The following is a 19,859-nucleotide window of genomic DNA, read 5'->3' as shown; positions in this document are numbered from 1 at the left end:
GCCGCCTCTCCCCCGTCGTCATCCGGTGCGATGCCGCAAGCGTAACCCAACGGCGCGCACCGCCTGGCTCACAGCTCGATGCGCAACGCCTCTTTCGCGCGCACCGCCTTGGCCACTGCCGCCTCCAGCGTGCCGGCGCGCGCCAGCGTCACCGCCATGCGCCGGCGGCCCTTCACCTCCGGCTTGCCGAAGATGCGCAACTGCGTGTCCGGCTCGGCCAGCGCCGCGGCCACGCCGTGGTAACGCGGCCCCGTGCCATCGCCTTCGACCAGCACTGCGCACGACGCCGACGGTCCGTATTGGTGGATCACCGGGATCGGCAGGCCGAGGATCGCGCGCGCGTGCAGCGCGAACTCGGAAAGCTCCTGCGAGATCAGCGTGACCAGGCCGGTGTCGTGCGGCCGCGGGCTGACCTCGGAGAAGATCACCCGATCGCCCTTGACGAAGAACTCCACGCCGAACACGCCCCAGCCGCCCAGCCCGGCGGTCACCGCCGCAGCCTGCCGCTGCGCCTCGGCCAGCGCGGCCTCGCTCATCGGCTGCGGCTGCCAGGATTCGCGATAGTCGCCGTCCTCCTGGCGATGGCCGATCGGTGCGCAGAAACTCACCCCATCGGCGTGGCGCACGGTGAGCATGGTGATCTCGTAATCGAAATCGACGAAGCCCTCGACGATCACCCGGCCCTTGCCGGCGCGCCCGCCGGACTGCGCGTACTCCCACGCGTGCTGCAACTCGTCGGCACCGCGCACCACGCTCTGGCCCTTGCCGGACGAACTCATCACCGGCTTGATCACGAACGGGTATCCGATCGCGGCCGCGGCCTCGCGGTACCGGGCCTCGTCGTCGCAGAAGCGATACGGCGAGGTCGGCAGCTGCAGCTCCTCGGCCGCCAGCTTGCGGATGCCTTCGCGGTCCATGGTGAGCCATGCCGCGCGGGCAGTCGGGATCACCCGCTGCCCTTCCTCTTCCAGCGCGAGCAGGGTCGGCGTGTGGATCGCCTCGATCTCCGGCACCACCAGGTCGGGCCGCTCGGCATCGATCACCGCACGCAGCGCGGCGCCGTCGAGCATGTCGATCACGTGGCTGCGATGGGCGACCTGCATCGCCGGCGCGTCGGCGTAGCGATCCACCGCGATCACCTCCACCGCGTAGCGCTGCAGCTCGATCGCCACCTCCTTGCCCAGCTCGCCGGCGCCCAGCAGCAGCACGCGCAGCGCGTGGTCGGTATGGGGCGTGCCGAATGGCTTCATCGGGTTCTCCGGTGCGGGCAAACCGGCATTGTATGCGGCCACGCGGGGCGTCCGGCGGCGGCGTTCACGGCATGCCGGAAGTTCGCTTGCATCAGATATCATTTTGATATCTAATTTTCCCACCTCAGGGAGACTGCTCATGAACGAACATCAAGGTTTTTCGGTCGCCGGCATTCCTTTCGTCGGCTTTTGCCTGGTGCTGGCCGGCATCGGCGTGTGGCTGGTGCTCGGCGCCATCCACGGCCAACCGGACGCGCCGCCGCTGGCGCGGTTGCTGGGCGGCGCGCTGCTGCTGGCGATCGACGGCTTTCTGCTCAAGGGCTTCTTCCAGGTCGCGCCGAACGAGGGCCAGGTGCTGCAGCTGTTCGGCAAGTACGCCGGCACCGTGCGGGTCGAGGGCCTGCGCTGGACCAACCCGTTCTACTCGCGCCAGCGCATCTCGCTGCGCGTGCGCAACTTCGAGAGCGGCAAGCTCAAGGTCAACGACAACGACGGCAATCCGATCGAGATCGGCGCGGTGGTGGTGTGGCAGGTGCTGGATACCGCCGAGGCGGTGTTCTGCGTCGACGATTACGAGGACTTCGTGCACATCCAGAGCGAATCCGCGCTGCGGCAGATGGCGCAGAGCTACCCCTACGACGCCCACGACGACGGCAAGCCCTCGCTGCGCAGCCACGGCGAGGTGATCAACAACCACCTGCGCGACGAGATCCAGGCGCGGCTGGAGAAGGCCGGCGTGCAGGTGATCGAGTCGCGCATCAGCCACCTCGCCTACGCCCAGGAAATCGCCCAGGCGATGCTGCAGCGCCAGCAGGCCGGCGCGATCATCGCCGCGCGCACCCGCATCGTGGAAGGCGCGGTCAGCATGGTCGGCATGGCGCTGGAGCAATTGCGTGCGCAGGGCGTCGTGGAACTCGACGAGGAGCGCAAGGCGACCATGGTCAGCAACCTGCTGGTGGTGCTGTGCGGCGAACGCGGCACCCAGCCGGTGCTGAACACCGGCACCTTGTACTGACCCGTGGCCGGCGAAAAAAAAGCCTACCCGCTGCGCATCAGCGCAGCCGTACTCGACGCCATGCAGCGCTGGTCGGACGACGAGCTGCGCAGCGTCAACGCCCAGATCGAGTACGTGCTGCGCGAGGCATTGCGCAAGGCCGGCCGGCTCAAGGCCGGCCCGATCCGGCCGACGCCGGACGACGATACGGACTGAAGCGACGTGGCCACGTCGCCGATCGGCGCCCGACCATCAACGCGTTCTGGCGCTCACCGCCTGCAATTGCGGCAGCTTCAGCAGGCGCACCTTCGGATGTTGCCCACCCGTCACGAACAGCCACGGCCCCTGCAGCACGATCGATTGCACGGGCGGCACGCCGTCTTCGGCGCCGAGGCGTTGCAGCGGCCGGCCGTCGCGGGCGTCATAGACGACCAGCTCGCGCGTCTGCGGATCGACCACCAGCAGCCAGTCGTGTCCGGCACCCTGCCAGTGCACCAGCTGGTTTGCCGCGGGAAGTTCCGTCGTTTCATCGGACGCCGGCAGCCACGACCACAGCAGGATCGCCGACAGCACGACGAGCAGCACGATGCCGGGCCGGCGCAGACGCTGCAGCAAGCGCCCGGGCCACGCGGCCGTGTCGGATGAATGCCGAAGGGCGATGCGCATGTCCATGCCGCCACCATCGCCGTCGACGATGACCGCCGCATGACACTTGCCGAAACTATTCGTGACGCGGGCGCAGCGCCCAACCCAGCGCCAGCCAGCCGATCACGAAGGCCAGCCCGCCGAACGGCGTGATGATTCCCGTCCAGCGCGGCGCACCGAGCGCCAGCGCGTACAGGCTGCCGCTGAACAGCACGATGCCGGCGGCAAACGCCACCGTCGCCACGCGCGCGCCGCGGCCGTGACCGAGCGCCACGGCGAGCGCCAGGGCCAGCGCGTGCCAGGCGTGATATTCCACCGCGGTATGCCACAGCTCGACGGCACGGGCGTCCAGCATGCCGCGCAAGGCATGTGCGCCGAACGCGCCCAGCAGCACCGCGCTCGCGCCGGCGAGGCCGACCAGCAAGGCAGTGGCGAGGTGGGCAGGTTGTCGCATGGGCGGTGAATCTCCCGCACCGTCGGCGCCGCGGCGCGGCCGGTGTCGTATGCTTGAACGGATGAAGCTGCAGGATTCTCGCATGAAGTCACTTCGCACCCGCCTTGCCGCCCTGCTTGCGCTGCTGGTTGCCGGCACGCTGCTCGCCGGTTGCCACGGCGCGACGCCGCTGCCGTTCCGCCTGACCGACCTCACCGGCCACATGCCGCAGCTCGAGTTCAACCTGACCAGTGACGAGAACAAGCCGGTGTCCGCCACCGACTATCGCGGCAAGGTGGTGCTGCTGTTCTTCGGCTACACGCATTGCCCGGACGTCTGCCCGCTGACCATGGCCCAGCTGCACGTGGTGATGAAGAAGCTCGGCGCGCAGGCCGACGGCGCACGCATCCTGTTCGTCAGCGTCGACCCGACGCGGGACACGCCGGCCGTGCTGCACGGCTACGTCAACGCGTTCGACAAACATGCGATCGGGCTCACCGGCGCACCGCGCGCGGTCGAGGCGCTGGTCAAGCGCTACCGCTCCGCGTTCACCCGCGAGCCGTCCGGCAAGGACGGCAACTACGAAGTGAGCCACAGCTCGGCGATCTACGTGTTCGACCGCGACGGCAACCCGCGCGTGTTGTACACCCCGGCCGACAAGCAGGACGACCTGGTACACGACCTGCAACTGCTGCTCGACCAGGGAGAACCGACATGAAGCACGCCCGCCTGTTTGCCCTGCTCGCCGGACTGTCGCTCGCTGCCGGCGTGCATGCCGCGGCCGCCGACCAGGTGCACGCCAGCCACGCCTGGATTCGCGTGTTGCCCGGCACGTTGCCGGCCGGCGGTTACGTCACGCTGGAAAACCGCGGCGACCAGCCGGTTGCGTTGACCGGCGCGCGCAGCACGGCATACGCGGAAGTGATGCTGCACCACAGCTCGACCCAGGGCGGCATGAGCCGCATGGCCATGGTCGAATCGTTGCCGATCCCCGCGCACGGCAGCGTCGTGCTGGGGCCCGGCGGCTATCACCTGATGCTGATGAAACCGGCCGCGGCGGTGTTACCCGGCAATCGGGTGCAAATGCAACTGCAATTCGACGACGGCAGCAGCCTGCCGGTCGACTTCGTCGCCCGCCCCGCCAATGCGCTGGGCGACGAGGCCCCCGCGTCTGCCCATTCCGGGCACTGATTCAATCCGCTCAGTCGTGCGCGCTGCCGGCGATCACCGCCGGCGGCAGCGGCTTGCGCGGCAGGCGCCCGTTGCGTGACAACCGCATCCAGTGGCGCAGCGCGATCAGGCCGCCGACCGACTCGATCAGCGCCGCCGGCACCCAGGTGATCAGCCCGCCGACCATCTGCCCGGTCAGCACGTTGAAGGTAAACGCGCGGCCGCAGATCTCGAAGATCGGATAGAGGTCGGTGCGCGAGAACGTGATGATCGCGCCAGCCAGGATCTGCGGCGTCATGGTGATCGCCGGCGACAGCACGCGCATGCCTGCCACCATGCGACCCGGCGGATGCGGGCGGTGATCGAGCACCAGTGCCCAATAGGCAAAGCCACTGAGCAGCATCGTCCAGTTCATGAAGCGGTACACGCGCCAGTCCAGCATCGCCAGCGTCTGCAGGCTCGGGATCAGCCAGATCAGCACGAACACCACGAACAGCACGGTGACGATCGTGGGATTCATCAGCACGCCCATCACCGACCGCCACGGCCACGACCGCTGCAACGGCCGCAGCCACCGCGCCCGCCACGCCAGCGGCAGGCCGGCGCGCAGCGCACTGGCCGGATAGGCGATGACGATCAGCAGCGGCGCCAGGTGGTGCAACAGCAACTGCTGCAGGCGATGCATGAAGAACTCATGCTCGGCGTAGTAATCGAGATAGGTGTGCAGCGACAGGTAGATGATTGCCATGCCGATCCAGAACGCCAGCCGCCGGCCGGACGGCACCGTCAGGCGGCGGCTGCCGCGCCAGTACAGCACGCAGGCCAGCACGAACGTGGCCAGGAACAGCCACGAGAACTCCCACGGCACCACCCATTTCAACAGCGTTGCAATCACGATCGGCTTGCTTCCACGTCCGTCAGCACCGGCACGACCGGCGACCACCGCCCAGCATAGTGCGCCGCGCCGGCCCCGTCTGCCCTGCCGCGGACGGTCGCTTGCGGCAGATTGCCGCCATCAGCGTCGACGCCGGCTGTGGCGGGTGCGACGCCAGCCGTACAGCAGGCCGATCAGCACCACCAGCGCCGGCACCAGCACGATGTTGATCACCTTCACGCGCAGGCCCAGCGCGTCGATCTCGGCATTGAGCTGGTGCTGCACGTCGCGCAGCTCCTTGTTGATGGCGAGCTGGCGCTGGCGGAACTGCTCGATCTCGCGGCGCTGCTCGGGGGTGACCGTGCTCGACCGCGCACCCTTGGCCGGCTGCAGCTCGTCCAGCCGGCGGCGGGTGTCGGCCAGCTCCTTCTCCAGCTCCTGCTCCTTCTGCAGGAACTTCTGGTCGGCCACGTTGCGCAGCGCCTGCACCCGGGTGAACGGCCGCTGCGAGGTGGAGCGCGCGCGGATCGACAGCAGCGCCGACGAGCCGCTGAGGTTGTCGACCAGGTTGGTGACGAAATCGCCGTTGTTGGCGAAGATGCGCACCATGGTCTGGCCCAGCACGGTCTGCGGCTCCACCCACAGACGATCGCTGAGCACGTCGGTGTCGGCCACCAGCACCACCTGTGCGTTGGCCGCCGAATGCGCACGGTGGCCCGGCTTGCCGGCGTCCTCGGGAAACGCGCTGACGAAGGTGCCGCGCAACCGCGCCGCCAGCACGTAGTGCGCGTTGTCCGCCTTGTAGTCTTCGAGCAGGCTGGTCGGGTCGCTGCTGGCATCCATCACCCGCTGGGTCGGCGCCAGCTCGGCGTCGGCACTGCTCTGCAGCAGCGGGACCAGCCGCGCGGTCGCGGTCCGGGTGAGGTCGAAATGGCCGATGCTGGAGACGTTGATGCGCTGCAGGCTGGCGGTCACCGGATCATTGCGGTTGAGCTCCTGGTCGCCCAGCCCGAGCATTGCCGGATGGTTGAGGCTGCTGCCGGCCAGCTCGATCTGCAGGCCGCGGCTGCGGTCCAGCACCACCTCGCGCGGCTGGTATTCCACGCCCCACGCGGCGAACAGGCGCGGCAGGTCCGAGGCGTGCGCAGGCAAGCCGCTGATGTCGGGCGTGAACGGTGCGGCGTCGAGCTCGGCATCGGGATCGACGAACACCACCAGGTGGCCGCCGCCCATCACGTACTGGTCGATCGCGTACTGCGCGGCCGGCGGCAGCTGCTTGGGGTGGATCAGCAGCAGCACCTTCAGGCGATCATCCACGTGCTGCAGGGTGGCGGCGTCGAGGGTCTTCAGCTCGAACAACTGGCCCAGCTGCTGCATCACCGCCCAGGGCTGCTCGCCCAGCGCCAGGTCTCCCTGCACCGGCAGCGAGCTGAGCACGCCGATCTCCGGCTTGCGCACCTGGTTCAGCTCGTACAGCAGCTTGGCGATGTCGTATTCGAGGAAGGCCTCGCGCGAGGGATCGAAGAACGCGATCGAGAGCGATTTTTCCGGCGTGCCGGCGTCCTCCGCACCACGCGCCTCGCCCGGCGCCATGGCGCTGCCGGCCAGTCCGAAGAACACCCGCTCGCCGTTGCTGCCGCCATTGGCGGCAATCAGCCCGCTGCCCTCGGCGCCCGCCTCGTCGTCCGAATACGGCACCGGGTCGATCACGCGCAGGCGGATGCGCCCGTGCGAGCGCGCCACCATCTCCTGCAACATCTCGTTGACGCGCCGCTCGTAGCTGCGCAGCTTGGGCAGGTCGCGGGTGGCGTGCTCGGAGAAGTACAGGGTCAGCTGCAGTGGCCGTTGCAGGCTGTCCACGATGTGCCGCGTGCCGGGCGTCAGCGTGTAGAGCTGGTCAGCGGTCAGGTCGATCCGCGTGGCATGCAGCCAGCGGCTGCTGGCCACCACCAGCGGCACCAGCACCAGCACCAGCGCCACCAGGCCGGCGTACAGCCAGCTGCTGCGGGTCAGGCGCAGCGGCGTGGTGAGCAGGCGGGGCAGGCGCAGGCGCGGCATCGTTCAGCGCGTCCGCTTGAGGTCGAGCAGCAACACGCCGGCGACCAGCCAGCCCAGCGTGCTGAGCACGAAGTACAGCAGGTCGCGCAGGTCGAGCACACCGCGCGAGATCGCCTCGAAATGACGCAGCATCGAAAGGTGCGCCACGGCGTTGATGAGGCGCCGCGGCAGCGCGCCCTGGAAGAAATCCAGCACCTGCGGCTGCCCGGCCAGGATCAGCAGCACGCAGACCAGCGCGGTGAGGATGAAGGCCACCACCTGGCTGCGCGTCAGCGCCGACAGGCAGGCGCCGATGGCGATGAAGTTGCCGGCCATCAGCCAGCTGCCCAGGTAGCCGGCCAGGATCACGCCGTTGTCCGGCGCGCCCAGGTAGTTGACGGTGATCCAGATCGGAAAGGTCAGTGCCAGCGCCAGCCCGATGAACAGCCATGCGGCGAGGAACTTGCCGAGCATCGCCTGCCACAGCGTCAGCGGCAGGGTCAGCAGCAGTTCCAGCGTGCCGCCCTTGGTCTCCTCGGCCCACATGCGCATGGTGATCGCCGGCACCAGGATCAGGTACAACCACGGGTGCATCACGAAGAACGGCTGCAGGTCGGCCTGTCCGCGCTCGTAGAAATCGCCGACGTAGAAGGTCAGGATGCCGGCGAGCACCAGGAAGATCACCAGGAAAACATAGGCCACCGGCGTCGCGAAGTAGCTGCCCAGCTCGCGCCGCACCACCGCGTTGACCGGACTCATGCCGCCACCCCGCGGCCGACTTCCTCACCGCTGGTGATCTGGCGGAACACCTCGTCGAGGCGGCCGCGTTCGAGCTGGATCTCGGAGACTTCAAGCCCCTGCTCTTGCAACAGCCGCTCGACCGGTTCCAGGATGCGCTCGCCCGGCTTGGGGAACACCGTGACGCGACCGTCCAGCGGATCGATCTCCACCCCGGCCACCTGCGGCAGCCGGCCCAGCATTTCCTGCGACATGCCGCTGCCCGGCGCACTGAACGATACCGCGCCGTGATAACGCGAGCGCGCCTCCAGCTCGGCGGGCGTGGCATCCGCCAGCAGCTTGCCGCGGGCGATGATCACCACCCGGTTGCACAGCGCGTGCACTTCTTCCAGCAGGTGGGTGGAGATCAGGATCGTGCGGTCGCGCGCCATCATGTCGATCAGCTGGCGCACCGCGTGCTTCTGGTTCGGGTCGAGGCCGTCGGTGGGTTCGTCCAGCATCAGCACCGGCGGGTCGTGCAGGATCGCCTGGGCCAGGCCCACGCGTCGGCGCAAACCCTTGGACAGCGTGTCGATGCCCAAGCCGAGCACCTCGTCCAGCTGCAGTTGCTGCACCACCGCATCCATGCGCCGATAGCCCGCCTCGCCGCGCAGCCCGCGGATGCGCACGATGAATTGCAGGAACTCGCGCACGGTCATCTCGCCGTAGCTGGGTGCGCCCTCGGGCAGATAGCCCAGCGCGCGCTTGGCCTTCAGCGGTTCGCGCATCGCGTCGTAACCGCACACCCGCGCGCTGCCGGAGGTCGGCACCAGGAAGCCGGCGATCATGCGCATGGCCGTGGACTTGCCCGCGCCATTGGGTCCGAGCAGCCCCAGCACCTGGCCCGGCTCGACGCGGATGCTCAATGCATCCACCGCCGTGAGGTTGCCGTAGCATCGGGTGAGTTTGTCGGTTTCGATCATGTCCGCGAGCGGGCTGTGGCCGGGCTGGCGACGCGCTGGCCGCCGGCCAGTCGGGGCGCCGGAGTGTCCCGGCAATGTACCGCAAGAGCGCCGCGACCGCGCGCACGTCCGGCGTGCAGTCGCAGGGGCGCCCAAGAAAAAGGCCCTTTCGTCACGAAAGGGCCTTCATCGAACAGCTGCCGTGCGCCAGGTTTATTCGGCGGCAGTGGCAGCCGCAGCCGGTGCGCTGGAGGCGGCCGGTGCGGGCGCCGAACCTGCGGCCGCCGGTGCACCGTTCTGCTCGGGCGGAAGCAGGCCTGCTTCCTGCTCCGGCGTCTGCGCCGGCGCGTCGAGCAGCGGCAGCGACACCTGGTGGCGTGCGTAGCTGGTGATCGCACCGGTGGAATCCCTCACCTCTGCCGCGACCACGATGTCGTAGGGCGGGTTCACGGTGCTGTCGAACTTGTAACCGTGGGTCTGCGCGTAGGCGGTGAGCATCTTCACGGTCTGCGGCACGCCGTTGAAGGTGCCTTCCCAGATGCCCTGCAGCGTGGAACCGCCGAAGGCCATCATGCCGCGCACATCGCCTTCCACCACCAGGTTGCCGAAGCGGTCGCGGGTGCCGGCCGTGGCGGCGGCCGCGGCGGCGGCTGCGGCGGAAGCGGACGGCGCCGGCTCGGCGGCGGCGGTCGCGTCCAGCGTGGGCGCGACGGGAGCGGTCAGCTGCTCGCTCTGGCCGTTGATGGTCAGCGTGCTGGAGTCGATCGGCAGGGCCACGTCGAAATCGAAATCCGGATCGCCGTAGTTGGTGATGAACAGGATCGCCGGGCCGGTCACGTTCACGCCCAGCTTCTTGGCCTGCGCCTTCAGCTCGGTCTGCGACTGCGCCAGGATGTCGTCGAGCACTTCGGAACCGCCCTTGCTGCGGTCGATGTGACGCGTGACGAACAGCACCGGGGTCGGCTGCGACTGCGCGATCTTCGGCATCAGGCCGCTGTAGTCGACGTTGGCCACGCCGGCCAGCACGTTCTGCAGGTTGTTCAGGCTGAACTGGATGAACGAGTCCGGATCGCCGTGGATATACAGGTTCGCGAAGCGGTTGATCAGGTTCCAGCCGTACTGCACGTCGTACGACCAGGTGATCTGGGTCAGGCGGCCGTGACCCTGGCGCTCGAGATCCAGCGTGAAATGCTTGTCCAGACCGCGCCAGTTGTTGTCCAGGTTCCAGACGATGGTCGCATCCTGCGTGTTGTTGTCGATCTGGTCGAACTGCGGCGTGGCGCTGGCGATGGTCAGGCCGCCGTCACCCAGCTTGGGGTCGGTGCTGGTCCAGCTGATCTCGGAACCCGGGCCATACGCCTTGCCGGAGAACTTGAACTGCACGCCGCTGTCCTGTGAACGGAGCACGGAGTAATCCGGGAAGCGCCGGAAATTGTTCAGCAGGTCGTACACCTGGCGCATGTCCTTGCCGACAACCTGTGAGCGTTCGACGTGCCCGCTGGAGGGCATGACCACCGCCGCCACCACGCCAATCACCGCGACGATGACCAGGGCAACCAGAAATTCAAAGACACGCATCATTCCAGAGTTCTCCGAAGCGTCTTTACGCCATACCTTGAGTGTGCCCCAACAGCTGCGCGGGCCCAGGGGGCAGCAGCGGGGGTCGGCAAACGCCGAAGCCGCCGATGTTACTTGCTCGCGGGCTTGAACGCCATCCGCCCGCAGAGGCTCCCGCCGCGGCCGCGAAGGCAGCTCCACCCAAGGCGCGCAACCCCGTCGGAGCTCATACGATGCCCAGTTCCAGCGCCTTCAGCACGGCCCGGGTGCGATCGCGCACGCCGAGCTTGGAAAGGATGTTGGAGACGTGGTTCTTGACCGTGCCCTCGGCCACCTTCAGCGAGTTGGCGATCTCCTTGTTGCTGTAGCCGCCGGAGAGCAGGCGCAGGATCTCCGTCTCGCGCTCGGTCAGCGGGTCGGGCTGTTCGAGGCTGGTGAACTGGTTCTGCATCCGCGCCACGCCGGCCATCAGGCGCTGGGTGACCATCGGCGCCACCAGCGAGCCGCCGGCGGCGACGGTGCGCACGGCCTCGACCAGCTGCTCCAGCGAGACGTCCTTCAGCAGGTAGCCGCGCGCGCCGGCCTTGAGGCCCTGCAGCACCAGCTGGTCGTCGTCGAAGGTGGTCAGGATGATGGTCGGCGGCAATTCGTTGCGCGCCGACAGCGCCTGCAGGACTTCCAGCCCGCTCATGTTCGGCATGCGCAGGTCCAGCAGCATCACGTCGGGCTTGATCCGCGGCACCTCCAGCACGGCCTGCGCGCCGTCGGCGCACTCGGCCACCACGCGGATGTCCTCGGCCAGGTCCAGCAGCGAACGGACGCCCTGCCGCACCAGGTTCTGATCGTCGACGAGACAGACGGAAATCATCGGGGATCCTCGGTCATGGGTGACTGGCGGCTGGCTGGGTGGTGCCCCTGGGGAAGCGCCGTATTGTTGCACGGCTTCCGCCGCGGGCGACCGCGCCTGCACGAGGGCTGCCGCCGAACCACTTACGAAACATCCAGCGCCGGCGGCTCGAACCGCGAGGGCGTGTGCGCCAGCGCCGCCTGCTCGCCCAGTGGCAGCCGCACGGTCAGCGCAAAGCCTCGGCTCAGGCCGGCATCCAGCGACACGCTGCCGCCGAACTCGGCCAGGCGCTCGCGCATGCCGGACAGGCCGTTGCCTTCGGCCACCTGGTCGGCGCCGCGACCGTCGTCGCGCGCGTGCAGCCCCAGCTGGCCGGCCTCGGCGTAGGCAAAATTGAGCCACAGGTTGCGCGCGCCCGCGTGTCGCGCGGTATTGGTGACGATTTCCTGCGCGCAGCGCAGCAGCACCTGGGCGCGCTGCGGGTCCTCCACGCTGAAGCGCGGCGGCATCGCCACGTGCACGTTCAGGCCGGGCACGCCCTCGGTGAGGCCGCGCAGCGCCTGGGTCAGGTCGATCGAGTCGTCCTGGCGCAACTCGCTGACCACCTCGCGCACGTCGGCCAGCAGCAGCTTGGCCGTGCTCTGCGCCTTGCGCACGTGCGCCGCGGCCGCCTCGTTGGTGAGGTGGCAGGCCACTTCCAGGTTCAGGCTGAGCGCGGTGAGATGGTGGCCGATCAGGTCGTGCAGGTCGCGTGCGATGCGCATGCGCTCGGCGATCCGGCTCGATTCGGCCAGCAACGCCCGCGTGGTGCGCAGCTCGGAGTTCAGGCGGCGCTGCACGTCGCTCTGCTCGGCCTGCTGGCTGGTCGCCAGCGAGGCGATGTAGGTCAGCGCCGAGATGCCCAGGTAGATGCTGGTCTGCAGGAAGGCCAGTCCGACGCTGTGGTCGTACTCGGGGAAGTTGACGAACACCGCGACCAGGCTGAGGTTCTGCAGCACGATGCACAGCACGCCCAGCCACACCGGCAGCAGCCACGGCAACGCCACCGCGCTGATCGCCATCAGCATCGCCGACAGGCCGCTGTGGCTGTACCAGCCCACCGCCATCGCGAAGAAGCTCATCGCCACCAGCCCGATCAGGCGCAGCCCCTGGTAACGGCGCTGGCCGAGGTTGCTGGTGACCACCCAGTACAGGAGGCCGAACAGCAGGTAGCACAGCGTCCACATCAGCAACGCGAGGTTGGGCCGATGCAGCAGGCTCACCCGTTCGGCCGCCCAGCTGGTGATCAGCGGGGTACCCACGCACAGGTAGGTGAACAGGCCGGCGTAGCGCAGCAGCCGCACGTGGTTGAAGTTGGACAATTGCATGCCCGGCATCATAGGGGAGCGCGCCACGCGCGCAATGCGCGGGAAGTCACGCCCGGCCAGGCCTTGCCGGCACCGCTTTACGCCGGTTTTACATGTTCCCGGCTTGATGCCAGCGCGACAGCCGCATGGCATAATGCGCCGTCCGGGAGCCGCACCGTCGACTCCTGTCCCGATTCCACCATTGCGGAGCAACGAATGGCCCTTGCCATCCGCGACGTGCGCGAGCACGACCTGGATGCCGTGCTGGCGCTCAACAACGCCGCCGGTCGCTCCATCCTCACCCTCGATGCCGGCCAGTTGCGCTACTTCTTCGAGCACGCGAACTACTTCCGTGTCGCCGAGATCGACGGCCACATGGCCGGTTTCCTGATCGCCCTGCGCGAAGGGCTCGACTACGACAGCCCGAACTACCGCTGGTTCGCGGCGCATTACCCGCAGTTCGTCTACATCGACCGCATCGTGATCGCCAACGCCTACCGGCGCCACGGGCTGGGCCGCATTTTCTACAGCGACGTGCACAGCTACGCCGAAGTGCGCGTGCCGCTGCTGACCTGCGAGGTGTTCCTGGAGCCGCGCGACGACGTGGTGGTGCTGTTCCACGGCACCTACGGCTTCCAGGAGGTCGACCAGCAAAAAATGGGGCCCGACGGCCCGCAGGTCAGCCTGCTGGCGAAGGACCTGCCCAGCTACGCCTACGTCCGCGACACCTGGCTGGAGCACGGCGGGCTGCCCGACACGGCGTGGCTGGCCGAGCGCGAGCTGCCGCACGACGACAGCGGCCAGCGGCGTATCGCCCGCGAGCGGCACGCATGAACGCCCGCGCCGAAACCAACGACGCCTGCGACCTGCGCTTCGGCCAGGTCGGCATCGCCTGCGTGCGCGTGCGCCGGGTCGACGCCGCCGCGCTGTGCGACGAACTCGAACGCCGCGTGCGCGCCGCGCCGCAGATGTTCGCCCGAGCCGCGGTAGTGCTGGACCTGAGCCACCTGTCGAGCCTGCCCGACGACGGCGCGGTCGACGCCCTGCTGGAGGCCGTGCGCAGCGCCGGCATGCTGCCGGTGGGCCTGGCCTACGGCACCAGCGAGACCGAGGCGCTGGCCAAGCGCATGGGCCTGCCGCTGATCGCCAAGTTCCGCGCGGCGTACGAACCGGCCGCGGCCGCGCCGGCGGCAGCCCAGCCGGCGCGCACCGAACCCGCGCCGCCGCCCGAACCGATCCTGTCCACCCCCGCCGCCGGCAACCGGCAAAGCACCGAGCACCACATCGGCACGGTGCGCTCCGGCCAGCAGGTCTACGCGCGTGACTGCGACCTGATCGTCACCGGCACCGTCGCCAACGGCGCGGAGGTGATCGCCGACGGCAACATCCACATTTACGGTGGCCTGCGCGGGCGTGCCATGGCCGGCGCGCAAGGCGACGAGAAGGCGCGCATCTTCGTCTCCGGCTTCCGCGCCGAGCTGGTCGCGATCGCCGGGCAGTACCGCGTGTTCGAGCAGATTCCGGCCGAACTCGAAGGTCAATCCGTGCAATGCTGGCTGGAAGGCGAAAAGCTGCTGATCGCCAGGCTGTGATCGTTCACCACGCATCCTGTACAACAAGAACAACCACGCGGAGATGGGCCCTTGACTGCTGAGATTATCGTTGTCACCTCCGGCAAAGGCGGCGTCGGCAAGACGACGACCAGCGCCTCGCTCGCCACCGGCCTGGCCATGGCCGGCAAGAAAACCGCGGTGATCGACTTCGACGTCGGCCTGCGCAACCTCGACCTGATCATGGGCTGCGAACGCCGCGTGGTGTACGACTTCGTCAACGTCGTGCACGGCGAGGCCACGCTCAAGCAGTCGCTGATCAAGGACAAGCGCTACGACAACCTGTACGTGCTGGCTGCCAGCCAGACCCGCGACAAGGACGCGCTGACCATGGAAGGCGTCGAGAAGGTGCTCGACGGCCTGTCCGCGGAGGGTTTCGAGTACGTGGTGTGCGACTCCCCCGCCGGCATCGAGAAGGGCGCCCACCTGGCGATGTACTTCGCCGACCACGCCGTGGTGGTGGTCAACCCGGAAGTGTCCTCGGTGCGCGATTCGGACCGCATCCTCGGCCTGCTCGCCAGCAAGACCCGGCGCGCCGAGAAGGGCGAGACCCCGGTCACCCAGCACCTGCTGCTGACCCGCTACAACCCGGCGCGCGTGGCGATCGGCGAGATGCTCAGCGTGAAGGACGTGGAGGAAATCCTCGGCATCGAGGTGGTCGGCGTGATCCCCGAATCGGAGAACGTGCTGACCGCCTCCAACAACGGCATCCCGGTAATCGTCGACGCCAACTCGCAGGCCGGCCAGGCCTACGGCGACACGGTGGCCCGCATTCTCGGCGAAGAGCGCCCGTTGCGCTTCATCGACGTGCCCAGGAAGGGCTTTCTCCAGCGCGTGTTCGGAGGTTGATCACGATGGGTATTCTCGATTTCCTGAAGCGCAAGCCCGAAGCCACCGCCACGGTGGCGCGCGAACGCCTGCGCATCATCGTGGCGCAGGAGCGCTCCACCCGCGGCGCACCGGACTACCTGCCGATGATGCGCAACGAACTGCTCGAAGTGATCAAGAAATACGTCCACGTCGACCTCGATGCGATCAACATCAACTTCGAGCGCGACAGCGGCCACGAGATCCTCGAACTCTCGGTCACCCTGCCGGAAGGCAAGCAGGCGGCCAAGGGCGAGAACAAGGACGAAGCCAGGACCGGCTGAGCCGCGGCCAGCCGGTTTTCATCATTCGACAGCCCGCCGGCACCCTGCCCGGCTCCACTCCGCCGCCACCGCACGCGCCCGGCGCACGACCATGCATCCCGACATCACGCGACCTTCCGGCGATCCGGCCCGCACCGTGCTGCGCATGGCCGACATCGGATTCGACGCGCCCGCGGCGCTGCTCGGCCGCTTCGGCCTGCACCTGCAGCGGGTGGCGGCGGGTGAACCGATTCCCGGCAGCTTCTGGGGCGAGGAGGAAGCCGGCATCATCGGCACCACCGTCTACGCCCGCGACGACACGCCGGCGCACTCGCTGCTGCACGAGGCCGGCCACCTGATCGTGCTGCCGGCGGACAGACGTCCGGACGTCCATACCGACGCCACCGATTCGATCGAGGAAGAAGACGCCACCTGCTACCTGCAGATCGTGCTGGCCGACGAGCTGCCCGGCGTGGGCCGCGAACGCCTGATGCGCGACATGGACGCCTGGGGCTATTCGTTCCGTCTCGGCTCGACCCGCGCGTGGTTCGAACACGACGCCGAAAATGCCCGCGAATTTCTCAAGGCGCGCGGCCTGCCGCACGCCTGACGCAAATCCCCGGCTCCGAACCCCGAATCCCGGCTACCTGGCGTGCCAGTTGCCGTCGCGGCCCTTCTCGTACTTCTGCTTGACCGCCGACCAGGCGACCTTGTGCGCCACTTCCTCGCGTGACTCGTCGCCGCGCCGCTCGTCCTTGTCGGCGTATTCGTCCCAGGCGCTGTTGAATGCTTCCTTGTAGATCTCCTGCGCGTGCCTGGGCAGGTGGTCGCGTACGGAATCGGGCAGGTTGCTGATGGAGGAATAAGGCATGGCCGCAGGCTCCGCAATGGATGGTGAGGCTGGGTACCGTGTACCGCGCGCGATCAACCTGCCGTCAATTCCATGTGGTCTGCGCGGAAAGCACCGCCGCTCAGCGACGCGAGACGTGCGGGTCGTTCGGCACGTACCAGCGCCACGGCTCGTCGACCGCGCGGGTGATGCCGACGCGCGGCGTGATCACCGGCGCGGCCGGCGGCGGCACGCCATCGTCGACGATGCTGAAGCCGCCGGCGCCGTCGACCAGGTCGATGCCGTCCTGCGCGCGGTCGATGCCCATCGCCTGGCACAGCCGCGCCGGTCCGCGGCACAGGTCGCGATCGCTGCGGCAGGCGGGGCGTGCGGCGCGCATCGCAGCCAGCCCGTCCAGCGGCGCCAGCGCGCGCAACAACACCGCCACGCCCTCGCCCTCCTCGCCGCAGACCGGGTTGCAGCACCAATGCATGCCGTAGGTGAAGTACACATAGAGCAGCCCCGGCATACCGAACATCGTCGCATTGCGCGCCGTGCGGCCGCGCCAGGAGTGCGCGGCCGGATCGGTCGGCCCGCAGTAGGCTTCGGTTTCCACGATGCGGCCGCTGCGGCCGTCGGCGTGCCGCAGCACCTTGTTCAGCAGTTCCGGCGCCACCGTGCGCGGGTCGCGCCGGTAGAATGCGCGCTCCAGCACCATGGCGCGATCAACCCGCCGGCTGCGGCTGGTAGTTGCCGACATCCGCGCGGAATCCGATGGCCAGCCGGTTCCAGCCGTTGATCGCGATGATCGCCAGGGTGAGATCGACCATGGCCTTGTCGTCGAACTGGGCGCGTACCTCGTCATACAGGGCGTCAGGCAGGTCGTTCGTCGATACCAGGGTGACCGCCTCGGCCCAGGCCAGCGCGGCACGCTCGCGCGCCGAGTAGAACGGCGCCTCGCGCCACGCCGCCAGCACGTGCAGCCGCTGCTCGGTTTCGCCGGCGGCGCGCGCGTCCTTGCTGTGCATGTCCAGGCAGTACGCGCAGCCGTTGATCTGCGACACGCGCATCTTCACCAGCTCGATCAGCGAATGCTCCAGGCCGCTGCCGCGAACCTGGGCTTCCATCGCCAGCATGGCCTTGAAGGCGGCCGGCGAGGCGGTCCTGTAGTCGATGCGTCCACTCATTCCTGTCACCTCTCGTCAGTTCGAACCGGTTCGAACAGTTGCTGCGCGTCGGCGTAGCCGAAGTCGGCAACCAGTCCCTCGAAATTTCCGCTCTCGCGCATGCGCGCCAGCGCGTGATCGACGGCCGCCAGCGCCAGCGTGGTCAGCCGCGTGGCGGTGCTGACCCGGGCCACGCCGAGCCGGAAAAGCTCGGCCAGGCCGGGCATGCCGGCGCCTGCCGCGACGTTGACCGGCGCGTCGAGCGCGCGCACCAGCGCGGCCAGCGTGGCCGGATCGGCCAGTCCGATCGGATAGATGCAGTCGGCGCCCGCGGCGAGATAGGCGCGGCCACGCTCGATGGCGTCGGCCAGGCGTGCGGCCGGCTCGGCGCCGTCATGCTGCATCCAGTGATCGACCCGTGCATTGATCACGATCGGCACCCCGGCCGCGTCGGCGGCCGTTCGTGCCGCGCGCACCCGCGCCGCCGCCGCGGACGCCTCGCGCAGCGGGCCGTGGCCCGGCATGCCGTCCTCGATGTTGATGCCGACGGCGCCCGCGGCAATCACCGACTGCACCGTCGCGGCCACCTCCGCCGGCGTCTCGCCGTAGCCGGTCTCGATGTCCACCGTCACCGGCACCTCCGCCGCGCGCACGATGCGGGCGACCGCCGCCAGCACCTCGTCCAGCGGCGCCTGCTCGCCATCGGCGTAGCCCAGCGACCACGCCACGCCGGCGCTGGTGGTGGCCACCGCGGTGAAGCCCCGCCGCGCGAACAGCCGCGCGCTGAGCGCATCCCAGGCGTTGGGCAGCAGCAGTACGCGGCTGCGGTCATGCAGGCGCCGGAACGCCTGCGCCATGTCTGTCCGGGCCCGTGACTGCATCGTCGCGCGTCGCCTCGTCTGGCGGAGTTGACCTTGCAGCATACGCCGCCGGCCACACTGGCGCATGGCGCCTGCTACAGTCGGCGCCGATCGACCCGAAGCTGTCGCGGGCTGCGCCCGTCGCGACGGAGGAATCCATGACCACGCGCCGACTGGTGCTGTTGTTCGACGGCACCTGGAACAAGCCGGAATCGAATACCAACGTGGAGCGCCTGCGTCGGCTGATCGCGCCGCGCGACGCACTGGGCAACGTGCAACAGGTCAACTACATCCCCGGCGTGGGGGTGAAGCGCGGGATCACCCACCTGCTCGGCGGCGCGTTCGGCTATGGCCTCTCGGGCAACGTGCTGGATGGCTACCGCTGGCTGTGCGACACGTGGCAGGCGGGCGACGAGATCTACCTGTTCGGTTTCAGCCGCGGCGCCTATACCGCGCGCAGCCTGGGCGGCCTGATCCGAAAATGCGGCCTGCTCAAGCGCGACGGCCGCGGCAAGCTGTCCCGCGCCGACGCAAGTCACGCCTACGATTTCTACCGCGACGTGGAGACCAGGCCCGACGACCCGGCCGCGCGGGCATTTCGCCAGCAGCACTCGATCGAGGTGGACATCCATTTCATCGGCGTGTGGGACACGGTCGGTTCGCTGGGCATCCCCGACACCGCCTCGTGGTTTCCGTTTGCACGCTCGCGCTACCGCTTTCACGACACCGAGCTGAGCAAGATCGTCAAGCACGCCTACCAGGCGCTGGCGCTGGACGAACATCGCGGCGATTTCCAGCCCGCGGTGTGGACGCGCAATCCGTACACCGTCAAGCCCGGCGAATCGCTGACCTCGAAGAAGCGCGAACAGATCGACGTCGAGCAACGCTGGTTCATCGGCTCGCACTCCGACGTGGGCGGCGGCAATCGCCGCGACGGCGCCGGCCGCAAGCCCGACCCGCTGCCCGACCTGGCCTTGGCCTGGCTGCAGACCCGCGCGATCAAGGCCGGCCTCACCTGCAGCGAACTGCTGGTGCCGCCGCCTGATGCATGCATGGGCGTGCCGCGCGACTCCTACAAGGAGTTCATGGACGGCCTCTACAAGGAGTTCAAGCCGCCGTTCGACCGCACCGTGGGCAGCGGCGTCAACGAGAAGGTGGACGAATCGGTGTGGCGTCGCTGGCTGGCCGACCCGGGCTACCGTTCGCCCAGCCTGGTTCGCGCCCTGGCCACCGCGACCGTGTTGATGTCGGTGGAAAGCGTGACCGACCCGGTCGCGCCGGTCGGCAGGCGCGGCGGTTGATCCACGCTTGACGGGCGGCCGGCGGTTTCCACTACGATGGCCCGATGGGAGATGGCATGCCTCCCGTTGCGGGCGCGCGACGCGTCCGCAACCAACCACCCCGGGTGCTTCCGCCACGAGGTTGATGATGC

The 19,859-nt window shown here is 68.7% G+C and carries 24 protein-coding genes; 10 read left to right on the top strand and 14 right to left on the bottom strand.

Annotated features, from left to right (window positions below; genetic code table 11):
• Positions 1-68 precede the first annotated feature (68 nt).
• Positions 69-1,250, bottom strand: a complete 1,182-nt coding sequence (purT, locus tag ACVCL3_RS17165) for a formate-dependent phosphoribosylglycinamide formyltransferase (RefSeq protein WP_447100066.1) — start codon at positions 1,248-1,250, stop codon at positions 69-71.
• Positions 1,251-1,389: 139 nt separating this feature from the next.
• Here purT and ACVCL3_RS17160 point away from each other — a divergent pair, with 139 nt between their 5' ends.
• Together ACVCL3_RS17160 and ACVCL3_RS17155 are read left to right on the top strand one after the other, a co-directional pair.
• Entirely contained in the window at positions 1,390-2,265 is an 876-nt protein-coding gene (locus ACVCL3_RS17160) for an SPFH domain-containing protein (protein ID WP_395119438.1), read from the top strand.
• A gap of 3 nt (positions 2,266-2,268) precedes the next feature.
• On the top strand, positions 2,269-2,460 hold the full coding sequence (locus ACVCL3_RS17155; RefSeq protein WP_447100065.1) for an Arc family DNA binding domain-containing protein: 192 nt from the start codon (positions 2,269-2,271) through the stop codon (positions 2,458-2,460).
• Between the two features lie 36 nt (positions 2,461-2,496).
• On the opposite strand, the gene ACVCL3_RS17150 is transcribed toward ACVCL3_RS17155, so the two are convergent.
• Complete coding sequence (locus ACVCL3_RS17150) at positions 2,497-2,916, bottom strand: hypothetical protein (RefSeq protein ID WP_447098519.1); 420 nt, start codon at positions 2,914-2,916, stop codon at positions 2,497-2,499.
• A gap of 49 nt (positions 2,917-2,965) precedes the next feature.
• Positions 2,966-3,343 carry a DUF423 domain-containing protein gene (locus ACVCL3_RS17145; protein ID WP_447098518.1) on the bottom strand — a complete coding sequence of 126 codons (378 nt, stop codon included), beginning with the start codon at positions 3,341-3,343 and terminating at the stop codon, positions 2,966-2,968.
• Positions 3,344-3,425: 82 nt separating this feature from the next.
• Between ACVCL3_RS17145 and ACVCL3_RS17140 the strand changes: the two genes are divergently transcribed.
• Together ACVCL3_RS17140 and ACVCL3_RS17135 are read left to right on the top strand one after the other, a co-directional pair.
• On the top strand, positions 3,426-4,040 hold the full coding sequence (locus tag ACVCL3_RS17140) for an SCO family protein (RefSeq protein WP_395119449.1): 615 nt from the start codon (positions 3,426-3,428) through the stop codon (positions 4,038-4,040).
• On the top strand, positions 4,037-4,513 hold the full coding sequence (locus ACVCL3_RS17135) for a copper chaperone PCu(A)C (protein WP_447100064.1): 477 nt from the start codon (positions 4,037-4,039) through the stop codon (positions 4,511-4,513). Before ACVCL3_RS17140 ends, ACVCL3_RS17135 begins: the two co-directional genes overlap by 4 nt.
• Positions 4,514-4,523: 10 nt before the next feature.
• Here ACVCL3_RS17135 and ACVCL3_RS17130 read toward each other — a convergent pair whose 3' ends face one another.
• The 7 genes from ACVCL3_RS17130 to ACVCL3_RS17100 all read right to left on the bottom strand — a co-directional run bounded on the left by ACVCL3_RS17130 (position 4,524) and on the right by ACVCL3_RS17100 (position 12,853).
• Positions 4,524-5,387 (bottom strand): cytochrome c oxidase assembly protein, encoded by an 864-nt coding sequence (locus tag ACVCL3_RS17130; protein WP_447100063.1) that lies wholly within the window; start codon positions 5,385-5,387, stop codon positions 4,524-4,526.
• Between the two features lie 120 nt (positions 5,388-5,507).
• The gene (locus tag ACVCL3_RS17125; protein WP_447100062.1) at positions 5,508-7,424 is read right to left on the bottom strand and encodes a GldG family protein; all 1,917 of its coding nucleotides are present in this window, start codon (positions 7,422-7,424) and stop codon (positions 5,508-5,510) included.
• A 3-nt stretch (positions 7,425-7,427) separates the two neighbouring features.
• Positions 7,428-8,162 (bottom strand): ABC transporter permease subunit, encoded by a 735-nt coding sequence (locus ACVCL3_RS17120; protein ID WP_395119457.1) that lies wholly within the window; start codon positions 8,160-8,162, stop codon positions 7,428-7,430.
• Positions 8,159-9,103, bottom strand: a complete 945-nt coding sequence (locus ACVCL3_RS17115) for an ABC transporter ATP-binding protein (RefSeq protein ID WP_395119459.1) — start codon at positions 9,101-9,103, stop codon at positions 8,159-8,161. Before ACVCL3_RS17115 ends, ACVCL3_RS17120 begins: the two co-directional genes overlap by 4 nt.
• 192 nt (positions 9,104-9,295) lie before the next feature.
• Complete coding sequence (locus ACVCL3_RS17110; RefSeq protein WP_395119461.1) at positions 9,296-10,663, bottom strand: polyketide cyclase; 1,368 nt, start codon at positions 10,661-10,663, stop codon at positions 9,296-9,298.
• Between the two features lie 202 nt (positions 10,664-10,865).
• Positions 10,866-11,507: a response regulator gene (locus tag ACVCL3_RS17105; RefSeq protein ID WP_395119463.1), complete on the bottom strand. Its 642-nt coding sequence runs from the start codon at positions 11,505-11,507 to the stop codon at positions 10,866-10,868.
• Positions 11,508-11,629: 122 nt separating this feature from the next.
• The gene (locus ACVCL3_RS17100) at positions 11,630-12,853 is read right to left on the bottom strand and encodes a sensor histidine kinase (protein WP_395119465.1); all 1,224 of its coding nucleotides are present in this window, start codon (positions 12,851-12,853) and stop codon (positions 11,630-11,632) included.
• 195 nt (positions 12,854-13,048) lie between these two features.
• Between ACVCL3_RS17100 and ACVCL3_RS17095 the strand changes: the two genes are divergently transcribed.
• The 5 genes from ACVCL3_RS17095 to ACVCL3_RS17075 all read left to right on the top strand — a co-directional run bounded on the left by ACVCL3_RS17095 (position 13,049) and on the right by ACVCL3_RS17075 (position 16,182).
• Complete coding sequence (locus tag ACVCL3_RS17095; protein WP_395119467.1) at positions 13,049-13,666, top strand: GNAT family N-acetyltransferase; 618 nt, start codon at positions 13,049-13,051, stop codon at positions 13,664-13,666.
• Positions 13,663-14,424: a septum site-determining protein MinC gene (gene minC, locus ACVCL3_RS17090; RefSeq protein WP_395119469.1), complete on the top strand. Its 762-nt coding sequence runs from the start codon at positions 13,663-13,665 to the stop codon at positions 14,422-14,424. Before ACVCL3_RS17095 ends, minC begins: the two co-directional genes overlap by 4 nt.
• A 51-nt stretch (positions 14,425-14,475) precedes the next feature.
• Positions 14,476-15,291, top strand: a complete 816-nt coding sequence (minD, locus tag ACVCL3_RS17085; RefSeq protein ID WP_395119471.1) for a septum site-determining protein MinD — start codon at positions 14,476-14,478, stop codon at positions 15,289-15,291.
• A gap of 5 nt (positions 15,292-15,296) precedes the next feature.
• Positions 15,297-15,593: a cell division topological specificity factor MinE gene (minE, locus tag ACVCL3_RS17080; RefSeq protein ID WP_395119473.1), complete on the top strand. Its 297-nt coding sequence runs from the start codon at positions 15,297-15,299 to the stop codon at positions 15,591-15,593.
• 91 nt (positions 15,594-15,684) lie between these two features.
• Entirely contained in the window at positions 15,685-16,182 is a 498-nt protein-coding gene (locus ACVCL3_RS17075; protein ID WP_395119475.1) for a hypothetical protein, read from the top strand.
• Positions 16,183-16,215: 33 nt separating this feature from the next.
• Here the strand turns inward: ACVCL3_RS17075 and chaB are convergent, their stop codons facing one another.
• The 4 genes from chaB to ACVCL3_RS17055 form a co-directional block, all read right to left on the bottom strand.
• The gene (chaB, locus tag ACVCL3_RS17070) at positions 16,216-16,443 is read right to left on the bottom strand and encodes a putative cation transport regulator ChaB (protein ID WP_395119477.1); all 228 of its coding nucleotides are present in this window, start codon (positions 16,441-16,443) and stop codon (positions 16,216-16,218) included.
• A gap of 100 nt (positions 16,444-16,543) precedes the next feature.
• Positions 16,544-17,119, bottom strand: coding sequence for a DNA-3-methyladenine glycosylase (locus ACVCL3_RS17065; protein ID WP_447099441.1), 576 nt, complete (start codon positions 17,117-17,119; stop codon positions 16,544-16,546).
• A 7-nt stretch (positions 17,120-17,126) separates the two neighbouring features.
• The gene (locus tag ACVCL3_RS17060) at positions 17,127-17,588 is read right to left on the bottom strand and encodes a carboxymuconolactone decarboxylase family protein (RefSeq protein ID WP_447098513.1); all 462 of its coding nucleotides are present in this window, start codon (positions 17,586-17,588) and stop codon (positions 17,127-17,129) included.
• 5 nt (positions 17,589-17,593) lie between these two features.
• Complete coding sequence (locus tag ACVCL3_RS17055) at positions 17,594-18,424, bottom strand: isocitrate lyase/PEP mutase family protein (RefSeq protein ID WP_447100061.1); 831 nt, start codon at positions 18,422-18,424, stop codon at positions 17,594-17,596.
• Between the two features lie 161 nt (positions 18,425-18,585).
• On the opposite strand from ACVCL3_RS17055, the gene ACVCL3_RS17050 reads away from it, so the two are divergent.
• Positions 18,586-19,728, top strand: coding sequence for a DUF2235 domain-containing protein (locus ACVCL3_RS17050; protein ID WP_447100060.1), 1,143 nt, complete (start codon positions 18,586-18,588; stop codon positions 19,726-19,728).
• Positions 19,729-19,859 lie beyond the last annotated feature (131 nt).

The organism is Rhodanobacter sp. UC4437_H4, from assembly GCF_052978425.1.
This window is presented reverse-complemented; position numbering and strand designations above follow the sequence as displayed.